This is a genomic window from Paenibacillus alkaliterrae, assembly GCF_021532375.1.
GTDB classification, from domain to species: Bacteria; Bacillota; Bacilli; order Paenibacillales; family Paenibacillaceae; genus Pristimantibacillus; species Pristimantibacillus alkaliterrae.
In genome coordinates, this window is the sequence record NZ_JAKGAP010000024.1 from 13075 (window position 1) to 31909 (window position 18835).

17 protein-coding genes are annotated in these 18835 nt (G+C 50.7%); 5 read left to right on the forward strand and 12 right to left on the reverse strand.

Translation table 11 applies throughout. The features are described from left to right. Positions 1–25 precede the first annotated feature (25 nt). The 4 genes from L1N85_RS12240 to L1N85_RS12255 form a co-directional block, all read right to left on the reverse strand. Complete coding sequence (locus tag L1N85_RS12240; protein ID WP_235238365.1) at positions 26–1702, reverse strand: histidine kinase N-terminal 7TM domain-containing diguanylate cyclase; 1677 nt, start codon at positions 1700–1702, stop codon at positions 26–28. A 116-nt stretch (positions 1703–1818) separates the two neighbouring features. After that, positions 1819–3003 (reverse strand): class I SAM-dependent methyltransferase, encoded by a 1185-nt coding sequence (locus L1N85_RS12245; RefSeq protein WP_235238238.1) that lies wholly within the window; start codon positions 3001–3003, stop codon positions 1819–1821. Positions 3004–3101: 98 nt separating this feature from the next. After that, the gene (locus L1N85_RS12250) at positions 3102–3746 is read right to left on the reverse strand and encodes a DUF6483 family protein (RefSeq protein WP_235238239.1); all 645 of its coding nucleotides are present in this window, start codon (positions 3744–3746) and stop codon (positions 3102–3104) included. A gap of 63 nt (positions 3747–3809) precedes the next feature. After that, positions 3810–4673, reverse strand: a complete 864-nt coding sequence (locus L1N85_RS12255) for an alpha/beta fold hydrolase (RefSeq protein WP_235238241.1) — start codon at positions 4671–4673, stop codon at positions 3810–3812. A 178-nt stretch (positions 4674–4851) separates the two neighbouring features. Between L1N85_RS12255 and L1N85_RS12260 the strand changes: the two genes are divergently transcribed. Continuing rightward, entirely contained in the window at positions 4852–5076 is a 225-nt protein-coding gene (locus tag L1N85_RS12260; RefSeq protein ID WP_235238244.1) for a DUF1128 family protein, read from the forward strand. Between the two features lie 125 nt (positions 5077–5201). Here the strand turns inward: L1N85_RS12260 and L1N85_RS12265 are convergent, their stop codons facing one another. The 4 genes from L1N85_RS12265 to L1N85_RS12280 form a co-directional block, all read right to left on the reverse strand. After that, positions 5202–5654 carry a hypothetical protein gene (locus L1N85_RS12265; RefSeq protein WP_235238246.1) on the reverse strand — a complete coding sequence of 151 codons (453 nt, stop codon included), beginning with the start codon at positions 5652–5654 and terminating at the stop codon, positions 5202–5204. 205 nt (positions 5655–5859) lie between these two features. Further along, entirely contained in the window at positions 5860–7467 is a 1608-nt protein-coding gene (locus L1N85_RS12270) for a UDP-glucose--hexose-1-phosphate uridylyltransferase (protein ID WP_235238248.1), read from the reverse strand. Positions 7468–7478: 11 nt separating this feature from the next. Beyond that, a complete protein-coding gene (gene galE / locus L1N85_RS12275; RefSeq protein ID WP_235238249.1) occupies positions 7479–8468 on the reverse strand; it encodes a UDP-glucose 4-epimerase GalE in 990 nt (329 codons plus the stop codon). A 47-nt stretch (positions 8469–8515) separates the two neighbouring features. Further along, the gene (locus L1N85_RS12280) at positions 8516–9688 is read right to left on the reverse strand and encodes a galactokinase (RefSeq protein ID WP_235238253.1); all 1173 of its coding nucleotides are present in this window, start codon (positions 9686–9688) and stop codon (positions 8516–8518) included. A 148-nt stretch (positions 9689–9836) separates the two neighbouring features. On the opposite strand from L1N85_RS12280, the gene L1N85_RS12285 reads away from it, so the two are divergent. Both L1N85_RS12285 and L1N85_RS12290 read left to right on the forward strand, forming a co-directional pair. Continuing rightward, positions 9837–10763, forward strand: a complete 927-nt coding sequence (locus tag L1N85_RS12285) for an AraC family transcriptional regulator (protein ID WP_235238254.1) — start codon at positions 9837–9839, stop codon at positions 10761–10763. Positions 10764–10830: 67 nt separating this feature from the next. Next, positions 10831–12060 carry an NAD(P)/FAD-dependent oxidoreductase gene (locus tag L1N85_RS12290; RefSeq protein ID WP_235238257.1) on the forward strand — a complete coding sequence of 410 codons (1230 nt, stop codon included), beginning with the start codon at positions 10831–10833 and terminating at the stop codon, positions 12058–12060. A 96-nt stretch (positions 12061–12156) separates the two neighbouring features. Here L1N85_RS12290 and L1N85_RS12295 read toward each other — a convergent pair whose 3' ends face one another. After that, positions 12157–12711 carry a general stress protein gene (locus tag L1N85_RS12295; RefSeq protein WP_235238260.1) on the reverse strand — a complete coding sequence of 185 codons (555 nt, stop codon included), beginning with the start codon at positions 12709–12711 and terminating at the stop codon, positions 12157–12159. A gap of 179 nt (positions 12712–12890) precedes the next feature. Between L1N85_RS12295 and L1N85_RS12300 the strand changes: the two genes are divergently transcribed. Together L1N85_RS12300 and L1N85_RS12305 are read left to right on the forward strand one after the other, a co-directional pair. Then, positions 12891–14078: a magnesium transporter CorA family protein gene (locus tag L1N85_RS12300; protein ID WP_235238263.1), complete on the forward strand. Its 1188-nt coding sequence runs from the start codon at positions 12891–12893 to the stop codon at positions 14076–14078. Between the two features lie 186 nt (positions 14079–14264). Then, a complete protein-coding gene (locus L1N85_RS12305; RefSeq protein WP_235238265.1) occupies positions 14265–15080 on the forward strand; it encodes a lipase family protein in 816 nt (271 codons plus the stop codon). Positions 15081–15119: 39 nt separating this feature from the next. Here the strand turns inward: L1N85_RS12305 and L1N85_RS12310 are convergent, their stop codons facing one another. The 3 genes from L1N85_RS12310 to L1N85_RS12320 all read right to left on the reverse strand — a co-directional run bounded on the left by L1N85_RS12310 (position 15120) and on the right by L1N85_RS12320 (position 18655). Beyond that, on the reverse strand, positions 15120–16013 hold the full coding sequence (locus L1N85_RS12310) for a carbohydrate ABC transporter permease (RefSeq protein ID WP_235238268.1): 894 nt from the start codon (positions 16011–16013) through the stop codon (positions 15120–15122). Positions 16014–16037: 24 nt separating this feature from the next. Next, complete coding sequence (locus L1N85_RS12315; RefSeq protein WP_235238270.1) at positions 16038–16949, reverse strand: ABC transporter permease; 912 nt, start codon at positions 16947–16949, stop codon at positions 16038–16040. 77 nt (positions 16950–17026) lie between these two features. Continuing rightward, on the reverse strand, positions 17027–18655 hold the full coding sequence (locus tag L1N85_RS12320) for an ABC transporter substrate-binding protein (protein ID WP_235238273.1): 1629 nt from the start codon (positions 18653–18655) through the stop codon (positions 17027–17029). Positions 18656–18835: the final 180 nt, after the last annotated feature.

Below are 18835 nucleotides of genomic sequence, written 5' to 3' on the forward strand. Positions count from 1 at the left end.
TTCCTGCTTTCGATATCCGGACTTCTCATGCCAGTTTTCTTTTGACCATACGGTTGCGTCCGTTGAATTTGGCTTCATACAGTGCCGCGTCAGCCTGCGCGAGCAGTTCCCGCAGAAACGCTTTCGGATCGGCAAGGTCGGAAGGCTCGAAATGCTCGATGGAAATAACGCCCATGCTTATCGTGACGGATAATACATGCTCGTTCATGCCCGTCTGCACCTTATTTAATTCCACCGCTTCCATGACTCTTTCCGCAATGATATCCGCCTGTTCCCGGTTCGTATGCGGCAAATATACGGTAAACTCCTCGCCGCCGTACCGCGCCAAAACATCCGTTAGCCGAAGCGTGCCGCGAACAGCATCGACCGTGCTGCAAAGCACCTCATCGCCGACCAAATGGCCGTACTTATCATTGATCGCTTTGAAATAATCGAGATCGAACAAAAATACGGAAAACGGAATGCCGTACCGTATATTCGTAACGACCTCCTGCTCCAGCTGCTGCAGCAAATAGCGCCGGTTATAACAGCCGGTCAAACCATCCGTAATCGCCATATGCTCCAGCTTCTTATTCGCTTGAAACAGCTCGTCCTGCATAATAAGCAGATCCCGGTTACGGTCCTGCAACTGCTCATTCTGACGGTTCGTCTCCTCTACCAGCAGCCTTAGCTCCGTGACGTCCTGAAAGGTGAGAACTCTACCGACCGGCGTTTTCTTCTGGTTCAGGATCGGTGCCGACTGTACGATCACATGGCGGTATTTATCGAAAACAACCGCGAACTCAAACTCCAGCCGCTCGAGCGGACGTTTCCGCTGCGCGTCGAAAAAGGCTTCAAATTCCTTCGCGGAATGCCCTCTAAATTGCGAGGCCAGCACGGCGGAGTTGAATTTATCGCCTATTCTAAGCCGAATGATCGGCTTGATCACTTTGTTCACTTCAATAATAATGTCATTCTCATCAAGCACGATGACGCCCATCGACATCGTGTTCATGACGTCGCGTTGAACCGTTTGAATAATGTCGAACACCTTGTTTCGGCCGATCGCGTACACGAGATAAACGGCCGCTACCGCCATGCCGGCAGATACAAGCGGAATGTAACGAGTAAAATAATCGATAAAAAATACGTTTATAGCCAAATCTGCAAGCGAGAACAGAAGAAGCATGATCATGCCGTTCATCGCCGTCTTGACTAAGGTCCGCTGCCTGACCGACTCCTCTCCGCGCAGCTTGTACACCATAATGGTAACGGATACAGCCATGTATAGAACCAATTGGCCGATCATAATCCAATACAAAGGTCCGTGCTGGAGCTGCTTCAACGGATCAAGATGATCATTGATTCTCAAAAACATCCCGTTTGGATTAATGACCACTGCGGCGACGGAGAGAAGCGCGGGTATCGATAAAATGAACAATCGGCTCTTTCGTATCACATACGACTGGCCGGTAAGAAAAACGATGAATACAAACCATCCTACTCCCAATAAAGAAAGGCCTACATAGGAAACCGTAAGGTAGAAGATTCTGAACAGGGCTGAGGAGCTCGTTTGCGAGATAAATTGGGATAGAGGCCAAATCATAAAGATGATATGCAGTAATAAGTAGATTCGGTGCAGTACCGTAACGGAGCTTGAAGCAAACACGTAAAAAAACAAGCCGAGCAGCACTAGAAACATACTAAAGTCTAGCCAGATCATCCATTCCAATACGGTTCACCCATTCATTTGACAGCCATCTTCTTCCATTGTAGCAAATGTTAAAAGCATCGACAATTGCCTAATTCAAAAATCGGCAATGCAAAGCGGATGGATCCTTATTCTGAAGGAGCCGGCCATCGCTCGGACAGCATTTGCTCCAATGCCGGTGAAATACTCAAAAACTGCCGGAATTGCCGGTACTGCTCCCATTTTTTCATAGAAAGGCCTTGCTGCTCGTTTCTGACCGCTCGAATCAGCAGATTTTTGGGAGTGTGCTCAGGATCGACAAACTCCAGCATTTGAACTTTATAGCCTAGCACCTCAAGAAGGGTTCCCCTGACAGCGTCCGTCGTTAAAGCCGCGAAGCGCTCCTTCAGCAGACCTTGCGATAAAATCGGCGACAGCGTATCGCTGCTGATTTGCCGGAACAGCTCATGCTGGCAGCACGGCACCGACATGATGACCGACGCTCCCCAATTGACCGCCTTCGCGAGCGCGGCATCCGTTGCCGTATCGCAGGCATGCAGCGTCACAACCATATCCGCCGCCTGCAGTTCCTCGTACTCGGCAATATCGCCGACCAGGAAATGCAGCTTATCATAGCCCAACTTTTCAGCCAGCTCCGAGCAGAAGGCAATGACATCGGCCTTTAAATCAAGCCCGACAATGTTGATGCTCCGCTGCTGCTCCACAGCTAACAGATGATAAAGGGCAAAGGTCAAATACGATTTTCCGCAGCCGAAATCAACGATTGTAAGCTCGCGGCCGGTCGGCAAATAAGCAAGCACATCGGTTACCATTTCGAGAAATCGGTTGATTTGCCGGTATTTATCCTGCTTCTTCGCATGGACATGGCCTTCCGGCGTCATGATGCCGAGCTCGACCAGGAATGGAGCCGCTTTGCCCTCCTCCAGCACGCGCTGCTTCTGCCGATTGTGCTGAAGAGCCGCCTGCCGGGCCGTACCGGTTGGCGGCTTCGTTAGTACGGCCGCCTTGCCCTTTTTATTAAACAATAGCTGCACGTCCGCTTCCGGCGTCTTTATAAGCGCTTGGCGGTATTGAAGCTGAAGCAGCTCGATAAGCCGTTCGCCGGCCTGCACGCCCGTTACATTATCATGCGTAACCTTATTCGCAGCGTGATACTCGAATTGGTAATGAAGCCCGTTCTTCAGCATGACGGGCCGAATGACGGTTTTGGGAGCTGCTGATCCATCCTTGCGCTTAGGCTGGCTCAGCGTTGCCTGCAGCAGCTCTCCTGCCCGAATCCATCTGCCTATGTCTTGCTGCCATTGCTCTGTCATGCGCATGCCTGCTTTCTACAAAGTGTTATGAAACAAAAACTTGCTGTTTACGCGCAAGCTTTGACTGATTTCTCTACATTTAGCGACTTACGCTGTCCTTAATGCTGCATAAGAGCCGAGAGCCCTTGCTCGACTTCATCGCGCGGCAAGCCGCCCGCCAATAGACGCTCGTCGCTCTCCAGCAGCATCCGTCTATAGATAGCTGCCGCCTCCTCCGTCCAAAGCGCGTTATCCTCCAGCAGCTCATGCATCACATTTTCGGCCCTATCATATCGCCCTTCCGCTATATGCCACTCGATTAGGAGCCGCTTGGTCGGAACGGGCAGCTCATAAGGCCGCAGCTCCTCCAGCAGTTCCGCGATTTGCTCCCGGGGCTCCGCGATGGTCGGCTCTGCGCCGGCAAGCGACAGCCTGACGAACAGCTGCAAAGCTTTCACATTGGCGGAAAAGCTTTCATCCTCCCGTCCCAGTTCGCCGCTAATTAAAGCCTCCTGCTTCATCAATAAGGCGATAGCCTGCATATGGTCGGTTTCCAGTACTCCGTTCGTCGTCATCACCTTCATCAGATCCTCGTCAGACAAAGAACGAATGAGCTTGCTGCTTAATCGAAAGCGCTTATCGAGCAAATCATCGATCACGAGCAGCGCCTCCTCTTGCTTGCGCTCGCGCCTCAAATTCATAATTTGTCCGATCGCCTCGGTCATTTGCTCAACCATTCTCATAAAATAATCGCGCTGAAACAAAGGATTCCCCTCCCATTTCCTGCCTTTTAGCCGTGATACCTTATCATCCTGAATGGAGGCTCACTAAACGCGAATCTTTTTTACAAAATCAAGAATAGTTGCAGCCAGCTCCTTCGGCTGCTCGATCATTCCCATATGTCCGGCGCTTTCCAGCCTTGTCTTCACGGTTGCCCCATTGCCGGCAGCAAATGTATTCTCGGCAGGAATCAGCTTGTCATTCGCTCCCGAAACGAGTAAAACAGGCAAATTCGTGTTCTCGATTACTCGTGTCCGATTCGCTCGGGCCTTCATGCCTTTCGCGGTTCCGATCGCACCTTGCAGCGCAGTGCCATAGCCGATTTGCTTCGCCAGTTCCACTTCTTCCCGCATTGTCTCAAGATTGGCCGGTGCGAATAGCTTCGGAACTAAACCGTCGACGAACGCTTGCACGCCGTTCTCCTCCAAGGCTGCGACAGCCTTGTCGCGGTTTTGCCTGGCTGCATCGCTGTCCTCGAGGGGAGTGGAGTGAATGAGTCCAAAGCCCGACAGCTTCTTCTCATACTTTTCCGCAAACGCAAGCGTTATGTAGCCGCCAAAGGAATGCCCCAGCAAAATGACATTATGCAATTGCAGCTGAATCAGCATATGAGCGATATCTTCCGCGTACAGCTCCATCGAATAAACCTCATCGTTCGGCGCCGAGCTCAATCCATGCCCCCGCAGATCCGGCGCTATAAGGCGAACCGATTGCTCAAGCTCCTCCGCGATATGCTCCCAATAAGCCGAACCTCCGCAATACCCATGCAGCAGCACGACTACCTCGGAAATACCGTCCTCCGCACCTCCATCCTCTGAATGGGAATCGTAATAAGCGAGTTCTACGCCGTTATTCAAGAACAGCTTGCGCTGGGCGATCGAGCGGATCTTTCCGTCAGCTTCTCTGGACATTTCCTGCACGCTCCTCTATAGAATTCGAATTAGTTGTTATTGTATCCAATTTCCTGGCCGTGTTCAATTTGTGGTCATGACCTATTGAAACATGGTACAATTGCTGCAAAGCAAAACGGACGAATAAGCCTATGCTGACGATGCCTGTTCGGATCGCAATAAATTGAGGAGGCCCTTCATGAATAATTTAGAATTGCAAACGCAAGAAAATGTCGAGTTTATGATTGAAGTCATCAAAACGAAGCTGAAAATGGCATCCGCCGCCGCCATGCAGGCTTCAAATTTCGACATGAGCAAATATGAGGATATTAAAGATTTGTACGAGGTAGTCGCGGCGAAGGATAAATTCAGCATTAGCGAGGTAGAAGCTCTCGTATCCGAGCTGGGCAAACTTCGGAGCTGATACAAGATCATTTCTTTCAAACAAATTATTCCATTATAAGACATTTATTTTCATTTTTCAACAATAGAAGAACCGAGCCCGGACGCCTTCGCCGAGCTCGGTTCTTCTGCTTGCATGGCAAGAGACTACTCCTGCTCTTCTGCCTGCGTTTCCGCCGCTTCAATAGACAGCTTTATGGTTACGTTCTTATGCTCCCCCTTGAGGAAATGCGCGATTCTCTCCAGCTTATCGGCCAGATCCGGACCGCTCAGCGTCGTATTCAATTGATAATCGAAGCTGTCGGACGGCAGCTTGCGTCCCGAATAACCGTCTTGGCCGTTCCAGGCCCGCTCGCCGTTTGCATTCGCTCTAGTCAATAATTGCTCTTGAACAGGATAAAATTTGTCTGATTTGTTGACTACTTTTTCATAGATGCGCAGCTTCTTAAGCAGCATATAATATTGCGCGGAATGCTTGAAATTCCAAGCTTCGCGAATATCCTTCAGCGTATAATCCATCTTCCAGCGCTTTAGCTTCTCCACCTGCTCATCTGTGCTCAGCTGTAAGAAATCGTCAAGCGGCAGCATTTTTTCGGGCATTTGAACCCCTCCGATAAATAGTTTACTAAAAAATATATAATAATCATTTGTTTATCCTATAAAAAATACCATAAATTTTGACCTTTTACAAATTAAATAAGTCCGCTTGGCAGATTTTTAACGATTAGGCATGCGTCTCTCATTATAAAAAAGAACCTCCAAGCAAACGCTTTGATTAAGCGTTTGCCGAGGCTCTATTCTATCGTTATGCCTTCTGAAGCCCGATTGATGCGAGAAAGCGTTCAAACGCAGCTGTACCGGCTGGCGTACGCTTGTAGACGCCCGCGTCCTTCAGCACCTGAAGAAACTTTCCGCCCGTCTCCGCTTCAATGATTACTTTTGCTTGCTCTGCCGAAGCCGCCGTGCCGAAGCGTTCGATCAGCGACAGCAGCCAATCCGCATGCTTATGCAAAGGATGCGCGGCATCCTTTAGCTCATCAGCGCCGGCGGATGAAACGCCCGTCAAATAATCTGCGATCTGCTCCAGCTCATCCTTCAAGCGGCCAGGCAATACCGCAAGCCCCATAACCTCGATCAAGCCGATATTTTCCTTCTTGATGTGATGCAAATGCTGATGCGGATGGAAAATGCCGTCCGGGTGCTCATCGCTCGTGCGGTTGTTGCGCAGCACCAAGTCAACTTCGTATTCTCCGTTATCCCGCAGCCTTGCGATCGGCGTAATCGTATTATGCGGCGTAAGCGTTCCATCCGCCTGCTCCGTGAAAGCAAGCACGGCGACGGAAGCATCGCTATACGAGCGCCACTCGTCAAGCAAGCGGCATGCCGCTTGCTGTACATCAGACTTGGACGGTCCGTTCACCCGCACGACCGACATCGGCCAATTGACGATGCCGAAGCGTACTCCCGGCAACTGCGGATCGACGAATGAAGCTTCCGTACCGGCCGCCTCCATCGGGAATACGTGACGGCCGCCTTGGAAATGATCGTGACTTAGGATGGAGCCGCCTACGATCGGCAAATCCGCGTTTGAGCCGATAAAATAATGCGGAAATTGCTCAACAAAGTCGAGCAGCCTCGCAAAGGACGAATGCGAAATAACCATAGGCTCATGTGCGCCTTTAAAAATAATGCTGTGCTCGTTATAGTACACGTAAGGGGAATATTGGAAATACCATTGTTCCTCCTGCAGCGTAAGCGGCAGCACCCGCAAATTCTGACGGGCGGGATGATCGGGACGGCCGGCATAACCGACGTTCTCCGCGCAAAGCAAGCATTGCGGATATTTCGCCTGCGGCATCGTTTTGAGCAGCGCGATTTCCTTCGGGTCCTTCTCCGGCTTAGACAGATTGATCGTAATTTCGAGCTTGCCGAATTCCGTCTCGTGAAGCCAATATTGATTTTTACGGATGCGGTCCATCCGAATGTAGTTGGAATCGATGTTTAGATTGTAAAAGGAATCCGTCGCAGCCTGCAAGCCTTCGGTCTGCGCCTTTCGAACGAATGCGGCATTCGCTTCGGATGGCCGCGGCAGCAGCAAGCCCATGATGCGGGCATCGAGCAGGTCGCGGTATGTCGTCGTATCGTCCGGAATAAGGCCGATGGAGAAGCCGTAATCAAGCAGCGGCTCGAGCACAGGGACCGCGCTTTCCAGACGCTCCTCCGGAACGACCCCATCGTAAGGCTCGGTGAAATGAAATTGGTCAAGCAGCGCGTTGCGCGCCGCATAAAGGTCCATCTCTTCCAATAAATTGCGCTGCAAGGCGAATTGCAGCAGCCGTTCAATGAGCAGCAGCGTTTCTTTTGCCGCAGGTGCCTGTCGTTCTTTTGCCACGATGAGTAGCTCCTTTCGCATTAGCAACGGCTTTATTTGTCGTTGTAGCCCTTCGGATTGGCTTCATGCCAGCTCCAAGCGCTCTTGATGATATCCTCCAGCTTATCGCGCTTCGGATTCCAGCCGAGCTCTTTGCGGGCCCGATCGGATGAGGCGACGAGCACGGCAGGATCGCCGGCGCGGCGCGCTTCCATCACGGCAGGAATTTCTCTGCCCGTTACGGCGCGCGCGATATCAATAACCTGCTTAACCGAGAATCCCGTTCCATTGCCGAGGTTATAGACCGAGCTGTCCTCGCCTCCGCGCAGACGATCTACCGCTAAAACATGCGCATCCGCCAGATCGCTGACATGAATGTAATCGCGGATGCAAGTGCCGTCCGGCGTATCGTAATCCTCGCCGAACACGGAGATATGAGGACGCTGACCGAGCGCAGCCTGCAGCACGATCGGAATAAGATGCGTTTCCGGACTGTGGTCCTCACCGATTTTGCCGCTCTCGTGCGCGCCCGCCGCGTTGAAATAACGAAGCGATACGAATTTAATGTTATGGGCAACGTCGAACCATTTCATCATTTTTTCCATCGCCAGCTTCGTTTCACCGTAAGCGTTGGTCGGAAGCGTCCGGTCGTATTCGTCGATCGGCACGTTTTCCGGTTCTCCGTAGGTTGCCGCCGTGGACGAGAATACGATTTTGCGTACATTGTATTCGTTCATCTTCTCCAGCAGACAAAGCGTGCCGAATACGTTGTTATGATAATATTTGCCCGGGTCTTTCATGCTTTCACCGACTAGCGAATTTGCCGCGAAATGAATGACCGCGTCAATATCGTTTTCTTGAAATACGGTATCGAGAAAAGCCGCATCGCGAAGGTCTCCTTCATAAAGCTTGCCCCCGAGCAATGCTTTGCGGTGACCCTGCTGCAAATTGTCGACCACGACGATTTCCTCGCCGCGTTCCTGAAGCGCGGCTACGGCATGGGACCCGATATAACCTGCTCCTCCTGTTACAAGAACTGCCATCGTTCATTTCCCCTCTCCATTATGCTGCATCTTAATGATTTGAATGTTTATACGAGTCGTTCTACGCCGTTGCCGATCGTGCAAACATAGAAGTCAGCGGTTAAGCCGGTTGCTTCGTTATATTTGCGGCCAACCTCTTCCTTAAACGCTTCTACGCTGTCTTCATGAACAAGTGATACGGTGCAGCCGCCGAAGCCCGCTCCAGTCATTCGGGAGCCAAGCACGCCCGAAACTTCACGAGCCGCCGCAACCATCGCATCAAGCTCGTGTCCGGTTACCTCATAAAGGTCGCGCAGCGAGTCGTGCGAGCCGTTCATGAGCTGACCGAATTGCGCCAGGTCATTCGCTTTAAGCGCTTTGATCGATTGCAATACGCGGTCGATTTCTTCTACGACATGCTGCGCGCGCCTCTGAACCGTTTCGTCCTTGATCAGGTGCTTTGCGGAGTTGAATTGCTCCAGGCTTATTTGACCGAGCAGCGTAAGCTCGGAGAAAGCGGGACGCAGTTCTGCAACAGCCTGCTCGCATTGGCTGCGACGCTCGTTATAAGCCGATTCGACAAGGCCGCGGCGCTTGTTCGTGTTGCCGATGACGAGCTTGTAGCTGCCCGAATCGAAAGGTACGAGCTCATATTCCAGCGTATCGCACATGAGCAGAATCGCATGATCCTCCTTTCCGTTCGCTACGGCGAATTGGTCCATAATGCCGCAATTTACGCCGTTAAACTCATTTTCCGATTTTTGCGACAGCAGGGCAATCTTCACGGTATCGGTCGGCAGGCCCTCAAGATTTTGCAAAGCATAAGCCGTTACGACCTCAATGGATGCGGAGGAGGACAGACCTGCGCCGTTCGGAATTTCGCCGTGGTAGAGCAGGTCATAGCCGTTCTTGAAGACAACTCCGCTTTGCTGCAGCTCATTCACGATCCCCTTCGGATAGTTCATCCAATCGTCTGTCTCGTCATATACAATCGCATCGAACGAGAATTGCTTCGAAGCTGGAAAATTTGTTGTCGCGAGGCCGAGATGATTGTCAGCGCGCTTGCGGATCAGCAGCGTCGTTCCAAAGGTTAAAGCGGCTGGAAAAACGTACCCGCCGTTATAATCCGTATGCTCGCCGATCAGGTTCACGCGGCCCGGAGCGTGGAATACGGCGATATCATTCGCCTCTCCTCCATAATGCTGTATAAATTGCTGTGTTAGCGCGTCAATGTTTGCCATTTGCTATCACGTTCCTTTTTTATCAGATTAGTTTAGTCTCTATTTTCAACTTCAGTATATAGGAATGCATAAAAAAACGAAATGGCGGGAAGTGTTTATTGTATGGATTAATGTGACTTCTCTCTTTATACCAGGACATGCTATCATTATGGAAACACTACATTTGTCCACCATTAATTCTTCTTATGAAGCAGGTGTAAAGGAAATGCAGCAAGATATGTATAAGGTAGCCTCTAACCCTGTTATCGCGCACGGCGAGAAAGACCCCTTGCATGTATGGTTTGCCGGAGAGAGCCAGACAAAGCCGCTGCATCGTCTCGGGCCTAAGGTATATGATTTTTATTTAATGCATATTGTGCTGGAAGGAAAGGGCACGTTCATTTCTGGCGGCAAGTCCTATGCGCTTCAGGCAGGCCATACGTTTCTAATCGAGCCTGAGCAGCTTATCAGCTATGAATCGGACAGCGACGAGCCGTGGCGCTACCGCTGGGTCGCCTTCCATGGCGCACAATCGGCTGAGCTGGTCGCGGCAGCAGGCTTTCACTCCGAGCAGCACGTCGTATTCGCTGTCGATAAACGCCGGGCCGGCGCGCTGTTCCGGCAAATCTACGAAACGTTCCGCCGCGGCGAAGCAACAGCGGATCTGAAAGCGAACGGTTATCTTCATCTATTATTGGCGGAATACAAGACGCTGCTGCAAGCCGAGAGCAGCAGTTCGCTGCGCACCTCGCAGGCAGAGGGAGACCGGTTGCTCCAGCAGGTGATCCATTATTTATCGACGCAATACGCCCATCCCGTCTCCATTGAGCAGATGGCGGAATCCCTTGGCTACAACCGGGCCTATCTGTCGCGCTTCTTCAAGCAGCGGACCGGCGTTTCGCCGGTTACATTCCTGCTCAATCTGCGGATCGATAAGGCTCGCCAGATGCTCCGCGAGCGTCACGAGCTTACGATCGAGCAAATTTCCGCTTCCGTCGGTCTCCAGGACGCGCTTTATTTCTCCAAGCAATTCCGCCGCCTGCATGGTCAATCTCCTACCGCTTATCGCGATGCGATGCGAAATTTAGACGGGTAATTATCCGTTTATGACAAGCTTCATAATTCGCGAAATCGGGTAATACTATCGGAGGGAGTGATGACTAATGAAGGAGCTGCATACCGGAACTCTGTATTGGCCGGGGACGGAAAAAAACGAAAAAGAATATCCGCCCCTGCGGCAAAACAAAAAAATGAAAATCGCCGTCATTGGCGGCGGATTGTCGGGAGCGCTATGCAGCTTGTTGCTTGTCCGCTGCGGTTTCTCAGCTATTATGCTGGAACGGGGACAAGTCGCTGGAGGAAGCACAGGCGCCAACCTTGGACTGCTGCATTCTTCGAATGACATTATGCTTTGCGATCTAATCGAGCAAATCGGATTACGCGACGCGCATAGGTTCTACAGATCGTGCGCGGATGCGATCAATATGTTTGAGGCTGCGGCTGACGAGCTTGCAGCCGACATTGGCTTCCAAAGGAGAAGCAGCCTTTATTACGCATCAACCGAGAAGGATCTGCCTAAGCTAAAAAAAGAATACGACGCGTTAAAAGCATGCGGGTTCGATGTTGAGTTTTGGACGGCGGATGACATTGCGAAGCATTTTCCCTTTAGGAAGCCTGGTGCCATCGTCACGCACAACGATGCCGAGTTTAATCCGTCCCAGTTCGTCAATGGATTGGCGAATGCAGCCGTGGCTGCCGGTCTTGAAATCCACGAGCAAACCGATATCGTGGAGCATAAGAAGCTGCCGGGCGGCCTTCAGCGCTTGCGAACCGCAGATGGTTTCGAGATTGAGGCGGAGCATGTCGTATATGCGATCGGTTACGAACCGGAGGAGCTGCGCGGCAAACTCATTAAAGCTGAATTAAACCGTTCCTTCGCATTGGTCACCGAGCCCCAGCACAATCTGCAATGCTGGCATCAGCGCTTTCTCATTTGGGAAACAGCTCGCCCCTACTTATATATGCGCACGACGGTTGACGGCCGGGTTATCATTGGTGGACTCGATGAGGAAAAAGAGCATCCTTTGCACAGCGACCAGGCCAGGCATAAGAGGAGCGAAAAGCTTATTGGACAGCTAAGATTGCTCTTTCCACAGCTGCAAGCACCCATCGAATATGAGTGGAGCGCCACCTTCGGCGAGTCGCTGGACAATCTGCCGTTTATCGGAGCGGATCCGTTGTGGAAAAACGTTTATTATTGCTTGGGATATGGCGGCAACGGCAGCGTATACAGTATGCTCGCTGCCCACGTTATCCGTGATCTCATCCTAGGCAAGAGCCATCCGTTATCCGAGATCGTCAAGCTGAACCGTCAGTCGCTGGCGAATGTCTAGCCGCTTATCCGAAGAAAACAGAAGCCCCGCTCTGCCGCACGGCAACCGTCGCGGCAAAGTGAGGCCTCGTTATACCGATTGCATCGGACGGCTGATCTACGCTCCGGCCGTAATGACAGAAGCGTTGCATTGACGGAAAACGGCCTCTGCCGCGCTAAGGCGGGATAAGTCCGGACCATCTTCCTTATCGAGTAATGACTTGCTCTCATCCGTTTGCACGATAACGATTACCGCTCCGCCCTGCAGCGACTTGCTGCAGATCTCGGCTTCCTCTTGATCAAGTCCAAGCGATTGCAAAGCGTCGGCATGCCCGTAATCATTTCCCAGAGCGGCGGCGGCAAAAGGGTAGGCGCCTCCAAAATAAGATGGCATACCGGAACCTGACATTCCATATGCAGGCGCGACTGCCATTCCTCCATACCCCGCTGCTTCCATACCGAAGACGCCTATGCCGCGATCGGCGTCCGACGACTCCGCAAGCTCGCGCAGCTCATCGGCATGTACGCCGCTTTCCGCTTCTATGCGTCTTGAATGCTCGGAATCCTTCGCTAGTACCTGCAGCTCGCCGGGAACGAATCCCGCTTGCTCCAGCTGCCGTATAGCGGTTATCGCTTGCTGCTCGGTTTCAAATATTCCAATTTTTCTGGCCAAGGCATTTCCCTCCTGAGACCTATTTGGGTATGTTAAACTCCAGCTGTATTTGGTATGCCCTAACTTTGACGGAATAAGTCGCCTTTTGTCTAATTGCAGGCATAGGTTGTGCAACCCAAGCAGTTCGGAGTATGATGAAGAAATGATATTGGAAAATCGGACAAGCAGGAGGCAGAGCGATGATAAATCGGATGCTTCGCTATCCCGCAGGATGGGAATGGCATGTACTGCAGCAGGCCAAGCAGCAGCCTTCCAGGCAAGAGGCTTTGCCAAGCAGAAAACATACGCAGAAACAATCTACCGCTGCGCGGGACGAGCAAAGAGCGGTCAATGCCGCAGCCAATATGGAGAAGATAGCAGCCGAGCAGCGGGCTGAGGAGCTTAAGACGCAATTTCCGGAATGCGCTTCTTGGATCGACGAATGCACCGGCAGACGAAATAATATGATATCGGTCGGAGAAGCTCCGAACTCGGACCGACTTCTATACGGGACGCTTATGTTCCAAATATCCGAGGACCAGTCCGACATTCAGCCCTTTCATTTCCGGCTGTCCCAGACAAGGCTTATTACGATGCATGACGATATGCGCTTGCCCTTGCGGCTTCAATCTGTACAGCATGCTTCGAGGCTTGAAGGCTGCGATACGGCGCCGGAAGCGCTGTTCGTCATGCTCAGCATTATTTTAGAGACATTCCACGAGGGCTTGGACGGCTTTGAGAAGAGATTAGGCGAGCTGGAAGCAGCGATGCGCAGAGAGAACCGTACGGGACTGATCGACGTTATTTTCGAAAGACGTTATGATCTGCTTCATTGGAGCCATCTATTTATTCCCGTTAGAGAATTGCATGGCGCTGCCAAAGAGGCCTTTATGGGTGAGCTTACCGATACCGACGGCTTCAAGCGGATTACTCATAAGCTGGAGAGAATTGATGCGCTTCTGAAGCATTACGCGCTGGAGATCGATACGCTCATCTCTATGGACGATGCGATTTCCAGCTTTCGCGGCAATGATATTATGAAGACGCTCACCATATTCACCGTTCTGTTCCTGCCGGCGACCATTGCGGGCTCCTTGTGGGGAAGCAACTTTAATAAGCTGCCCTGGAAGGACCATCCTTGGGGCTTTACCGGCATGCTGGCGATTCTTGCCGTCATTACAATCCTTATCTATATATGGTTATGGAAGAAGGGCTGGACCGGCGATTTATTGAACGGTCGCAGGCCGGAGGAAATTATCGCAGGCCAGGCATCCTCAAGAGCCAAGCGTTCTCGAAGAAAGAAAGCCGGCAGGGCGAAGAACAAGCCGGCTTCCTCAGGCAATGAACCGGTGAACGAGGAAATGCGTTCTCGCAAAAAACGCAGTTAATCGATATAGAAACGGGCCTGAACTCCTTACTCAACAGCTTATGGATGATTCCCTTTTCGGATTAATACCTTGATTATACTTTCGTTGATAGAGGGAAGTCCATTTTTTATCCGCTGGTACCCATTCGCCCATTCCGACATATGATACAACATCAGCAATATCGGGACGTATGAGCGGAGGGATGATATGGGAACCAGCGGGGATAATAAGCTTAGATCGCAAGAGCTGGATCTGCGTACGGCTTTGTTTTTGGCTGCGGTTTGCGGACAAACGTACATGCAATTCAACAACAAGGACGGCTTGTTTCTTGTACCTCGATCATACAGCTTGGCGGGCGGGTTTACGGCTAAAGGAGTCGACAACAGCGAGGAACGATTCGGCTTCGTATTGACCTCGGAGCGAGCCTCCGTTCTCGCGTTTCGCGGCAGCGGCTCCGCTGTCGATTGGGTAGCTGATTTCATCGCCCAGCAAACGTCATACCGCCCCGTCAAAAATGCCGGCCTCACCCACAAAGGCTTTACCGACATTTACATGTCCGCACGTAATCAGATTATAAACATTGTAAAACAGCTCCCGGCCGATCGACCGCTCTTTGTAACCGGTCACAGTCTCGGGGGCGCGCTCGCTACTCTTGCCTCCATAGATTTGGCTGTCAACTCCGCGTTTAATAATCCGATCGTCTACACCTTTGGCGCGCCAAGAGTCGGCGATCCGAGGTTTGTAAGCAAATATAATGCGACTGTCGCGTCGCACTGGCGATTTCAAAATGAATTCGATATCGTCCCTCATCTGCCCACGCTCGTCTACCAATCGCCCAAGACAAAGCAAACCTACTATTACATGCACGTCAAGGGCGAGGTGAAGCGCTCTTTCCGAATGGGCTCCATCGCCGGCAACCATGTGCTGCCCAGCTACTTCGCCGATCTTGCGCGCGAAGAGCCGTTGTTTGCCGTTTCTGTATGCGCCGAGCCGCCAGGCTGGTGCCCGGCGGTCGAGCTTTAATTTTCGGAGGCGAAAGGAAGCAGTCTCCGGACGTTCCGCTCAGCCTTTGACAGAGCCGATCATAACGCCTTTTTCAAAGTATTTCTGCAGGAAAGGGTACAGCACCAAAATCGGCAGCGTAGATACGATGATCACACCATATTTGATTTGATCGGCATATCTTTGCGCATAACCTCCCGAATCGCCGCCGGTGCCCGCTCCTCCCGAGAATACCTGATTCGATAACAAAATATCCCTTAAAATGATTTGCAAAGGCCTCAAGTCGTTATCCCTTATATAAATCAATGCCGTGAAAAAGTCGTTCCAATGCCCGACCAGATAGTAAAGCCCGATAACGGAGATCAGCGCTTTGGATAAAGGCAGCGCCACTTTGATAAAGTACACGAAATGGGAACAGCCGTCCATGGCCGCCGCCTCATACAGCTCTGACGGCAAAGACGCTTCAAAGAATGTGCGCGCAATAATCAAATAAAATACATTCACACAAAATGGAAGAATAAATACCCATGCCGTATTTGTCAAATGCAGGTCCTTCATCAACAAGTATGTTGGAATCAAGCCGCCGTTAAAGAACATGGTAAGGACAAAGGAAAACATAATGATTCGTCTTGCCCGGAATTCGCGCCTGGACAGCACATAGGCTGCCGGCAAAGTAAACAGCAAATTCACCAGCGTACCGGCAACCGTATAAAATACTGTATTTCGATATCCTGTCCAAACCCGCTCGTCTTGAAAAATCTCCTTGTATCCGAACAGGCTGGTTTCTTTCGGAATCAGCAGCACTTTACCGGTCGATACAAGTGTAGAATCACTGATTGAGGCAATAATGATAAAATACAGCGGATAGGCAATGGCCAGAAAAATTAGCGCGCATAACGCAATTAAAACGATTCTGAATGCGATCTCACTGCCGCTAAAACGATGACGAACCATGGTTACTCCTCCTTCTGCAGCCGGCTAGAACAAACTTGTATTCGAAACTCGCTTGGAAATGGCATTCATGGCAAACAGGAAAATAAAATTAACCAACGTATTGAACAAGCCGATCGCCGAAGCATAGCTGAACTGATTGGATACGATACCCATCTTGTAAACATAGGTGGCTATGACCTCCGAGACGGGAAGGTTCAGTGAATTTTGCATCAAAAAGATTTTTTCGAAGCCGGTGCCGAGTATATTCCCCATGCTTAGAATGAATAGAATCACGATGGTCGGGACAAGGGCCGGTAAGTCGATATAACGTATTGTCTGCCATCTGCTCGCCCCATCCATTTTGGCCGAATCGTACAGCTGAGGGTCGACGGTCGACAGCGCCGCCAGATAGATGATGCTGTTCCATCCGCAATGCTGCCAAATGTCGGATATTACATAGGTTGGTATAAAGGTAGAGGTCGAAGCCAATAAGTTGATATGGCCTAAACCCAATGATTTCATCATAAGCCCGACAATTCCAGTCTCAGGAGACAATAGAACATTTAACATTCCTACCATTACAATAATGGATATAAAATGCGGCAAATACACCGTCGTTTGCATGAGCTGCTTCATTTTTTTTGTTCGGATCTGATTCAAAATCAACGCCAGGATGATTGGTGCTGGAAATCCTACCACAATAGTAGTTAAGCTAATGATAAACGTATTTTTCATTAAGTCGGTAAACAAATAGCTGTCAATAAATTGCTTGAAGTAGAATAACCCCTGCCATTCTCCCCCGGTAAGCCCTTTGCTGAAATCATAATCCCGGAAAGCCAATTGAACGCCGTACATCGGGATATAGTTAAATATGAAAATCACGGCAATGGCCGGAAATACCATGATCCACAGTTGATAATCGCGTTTGAAGGTGCTGAAAATCGTTCCAGAGCGCATAGAAATTCTCCCCTTGAGAGAATGAAGCTGCCCGCTAACCGACACTGGACAGCTTCTTCCGTCATGTGATTTTGATATTACTTGCTCACATACTCATCATAGTATTTCTGCATGATCTCCAAATTTTGATCCAAGCCGGCTTTTTTGCTTTCTTTCACGTAGGAATCCCACTCGGCCTCAATTCCGCCTTTGGTCACCCATTTCGCAAAGCTGGTATTGGCCAAATTCATAATGTTCGTATTGTTCAGACTCATCGCGTTATTATCAGCAGTCGAATACTTGATGAACATGCCCGGATACACATCTTTTGCCGGGTCGACTTGCTCCAAGGCTCCAGCGAGCGGCTCCGATTGCGTCAACACTTCCTGCATATCTTTGCCTAGCGTCAATTGCATCTCGTCGGAAATATAGAATGCACCGTTGTCTGCCCACGAGGATGTCCACTTCCATGTTCCCGGATCCATCTTTGAATCCGCTGGAGGCAGCACGGCATAGGAGCCGTCTCCGTTATCCTTGATGTTCGGGCCGATCGAGCCGAATAAGACCTGGATGCCGACTTCAGGGTTGTACAATTCATTAATGAATCTCATCGCCGCTTCTTTATTTTTCGTTTTTGCAGACATGACGATTTGATTCACGCCGAAGTTCAACGAATTATAATCGTAGCTCCAGGATACTTGGTCCGAGTCCGCTGACGCCTTGAGCGGCGGCATCGACGCATATTGCGGAGCAACCTGCTCGCCGAATCTGTCAGACGCGACCCATCCCCAGGTAAAGCCTACCTTTGCCGTATCCCCCTCGCCGCGGGCGACAGCTTGGTATTTCGTGTAGTCATGCGTGAATACCTCAGGATTAATCAAGCCCGCTTTGTAGAGTTTATTAAGGAACAAGACCAATTGTTTATAACGGTCATCCGTCAGGAAGTTTTTCACGCTGCCATCCTCGACGAAGTAGCCTCGGCCGCTTACGTCGGAAGCGAGTGTAATCCCCATGCCGCCCAGGAGAACGGCTGGATTGAAATATCCGCCAATGCCGCCCGGCCAATCCATCGGAATTTCGTCATTCGGATCTCCGTTGCCGTTTGCGTCCTTTTCTTTAAACGCGAGCAGAACGTCATACAATTCATCCCACGTCGTCGGCATGCTTAAGCCTAAATTGTCAAGCCACACTTGATTGATATATTGCCTGTTCACGGTGTCCGGCCAATATCGTTGGTATTTCGGCAATCCGTAAATTTTTCCGTCCTGCTGCGTAGCGATCGCTTTCGTTTCCGGCTTTTCTTCAAACATCTTCTGCACGTTCGGCGCCTGGTCAATCAGCTCGGACAAATTCTGGAACAAGCCTTGGAATTGGGCAAAATCGGCATCTGTGATGACGTTCGGTCCAACGAATAAATCCGGAACGTCGCCGCTGGCCAGCATCGTACCTTTCTTCTGGCCCCAGTCTGCCGTAATCTCCTGCCACTCGATATCGACGCCTGCGGCATCCTCCACCTGCTGCAGCCATTCCATTTCGGCAAGCGGCTTTGTGAGCGGATGCTTCGTAATGACCGCTGTCAATTTCACTTTAGCGCCGCTATTCCCGGAATTGCCTGAAGGATCATTCGCGCTTCCACTGTTGTTTCCGCCATCGGAACCAGAGCAACCTGTCAGTACTGCACATAAAACCAGAATGAGCGACAAAAACAAAATGGCCTTTTTTCTCATTGCACAACCCCCATTAAAAGTTTAGTATGCAAAATCCTTGCGGATTGTTGCCGCGGTTCGGGTGAGTCTTGTGATATCGTTCGGCACCCTTACTCTAATCGTTCGTCCGACACCGCGTAAACAGGCAGTTTTTGATGGGTTTTCATTTTTTGAAAGCGCTTATATTTTTGTCTTGAAAGC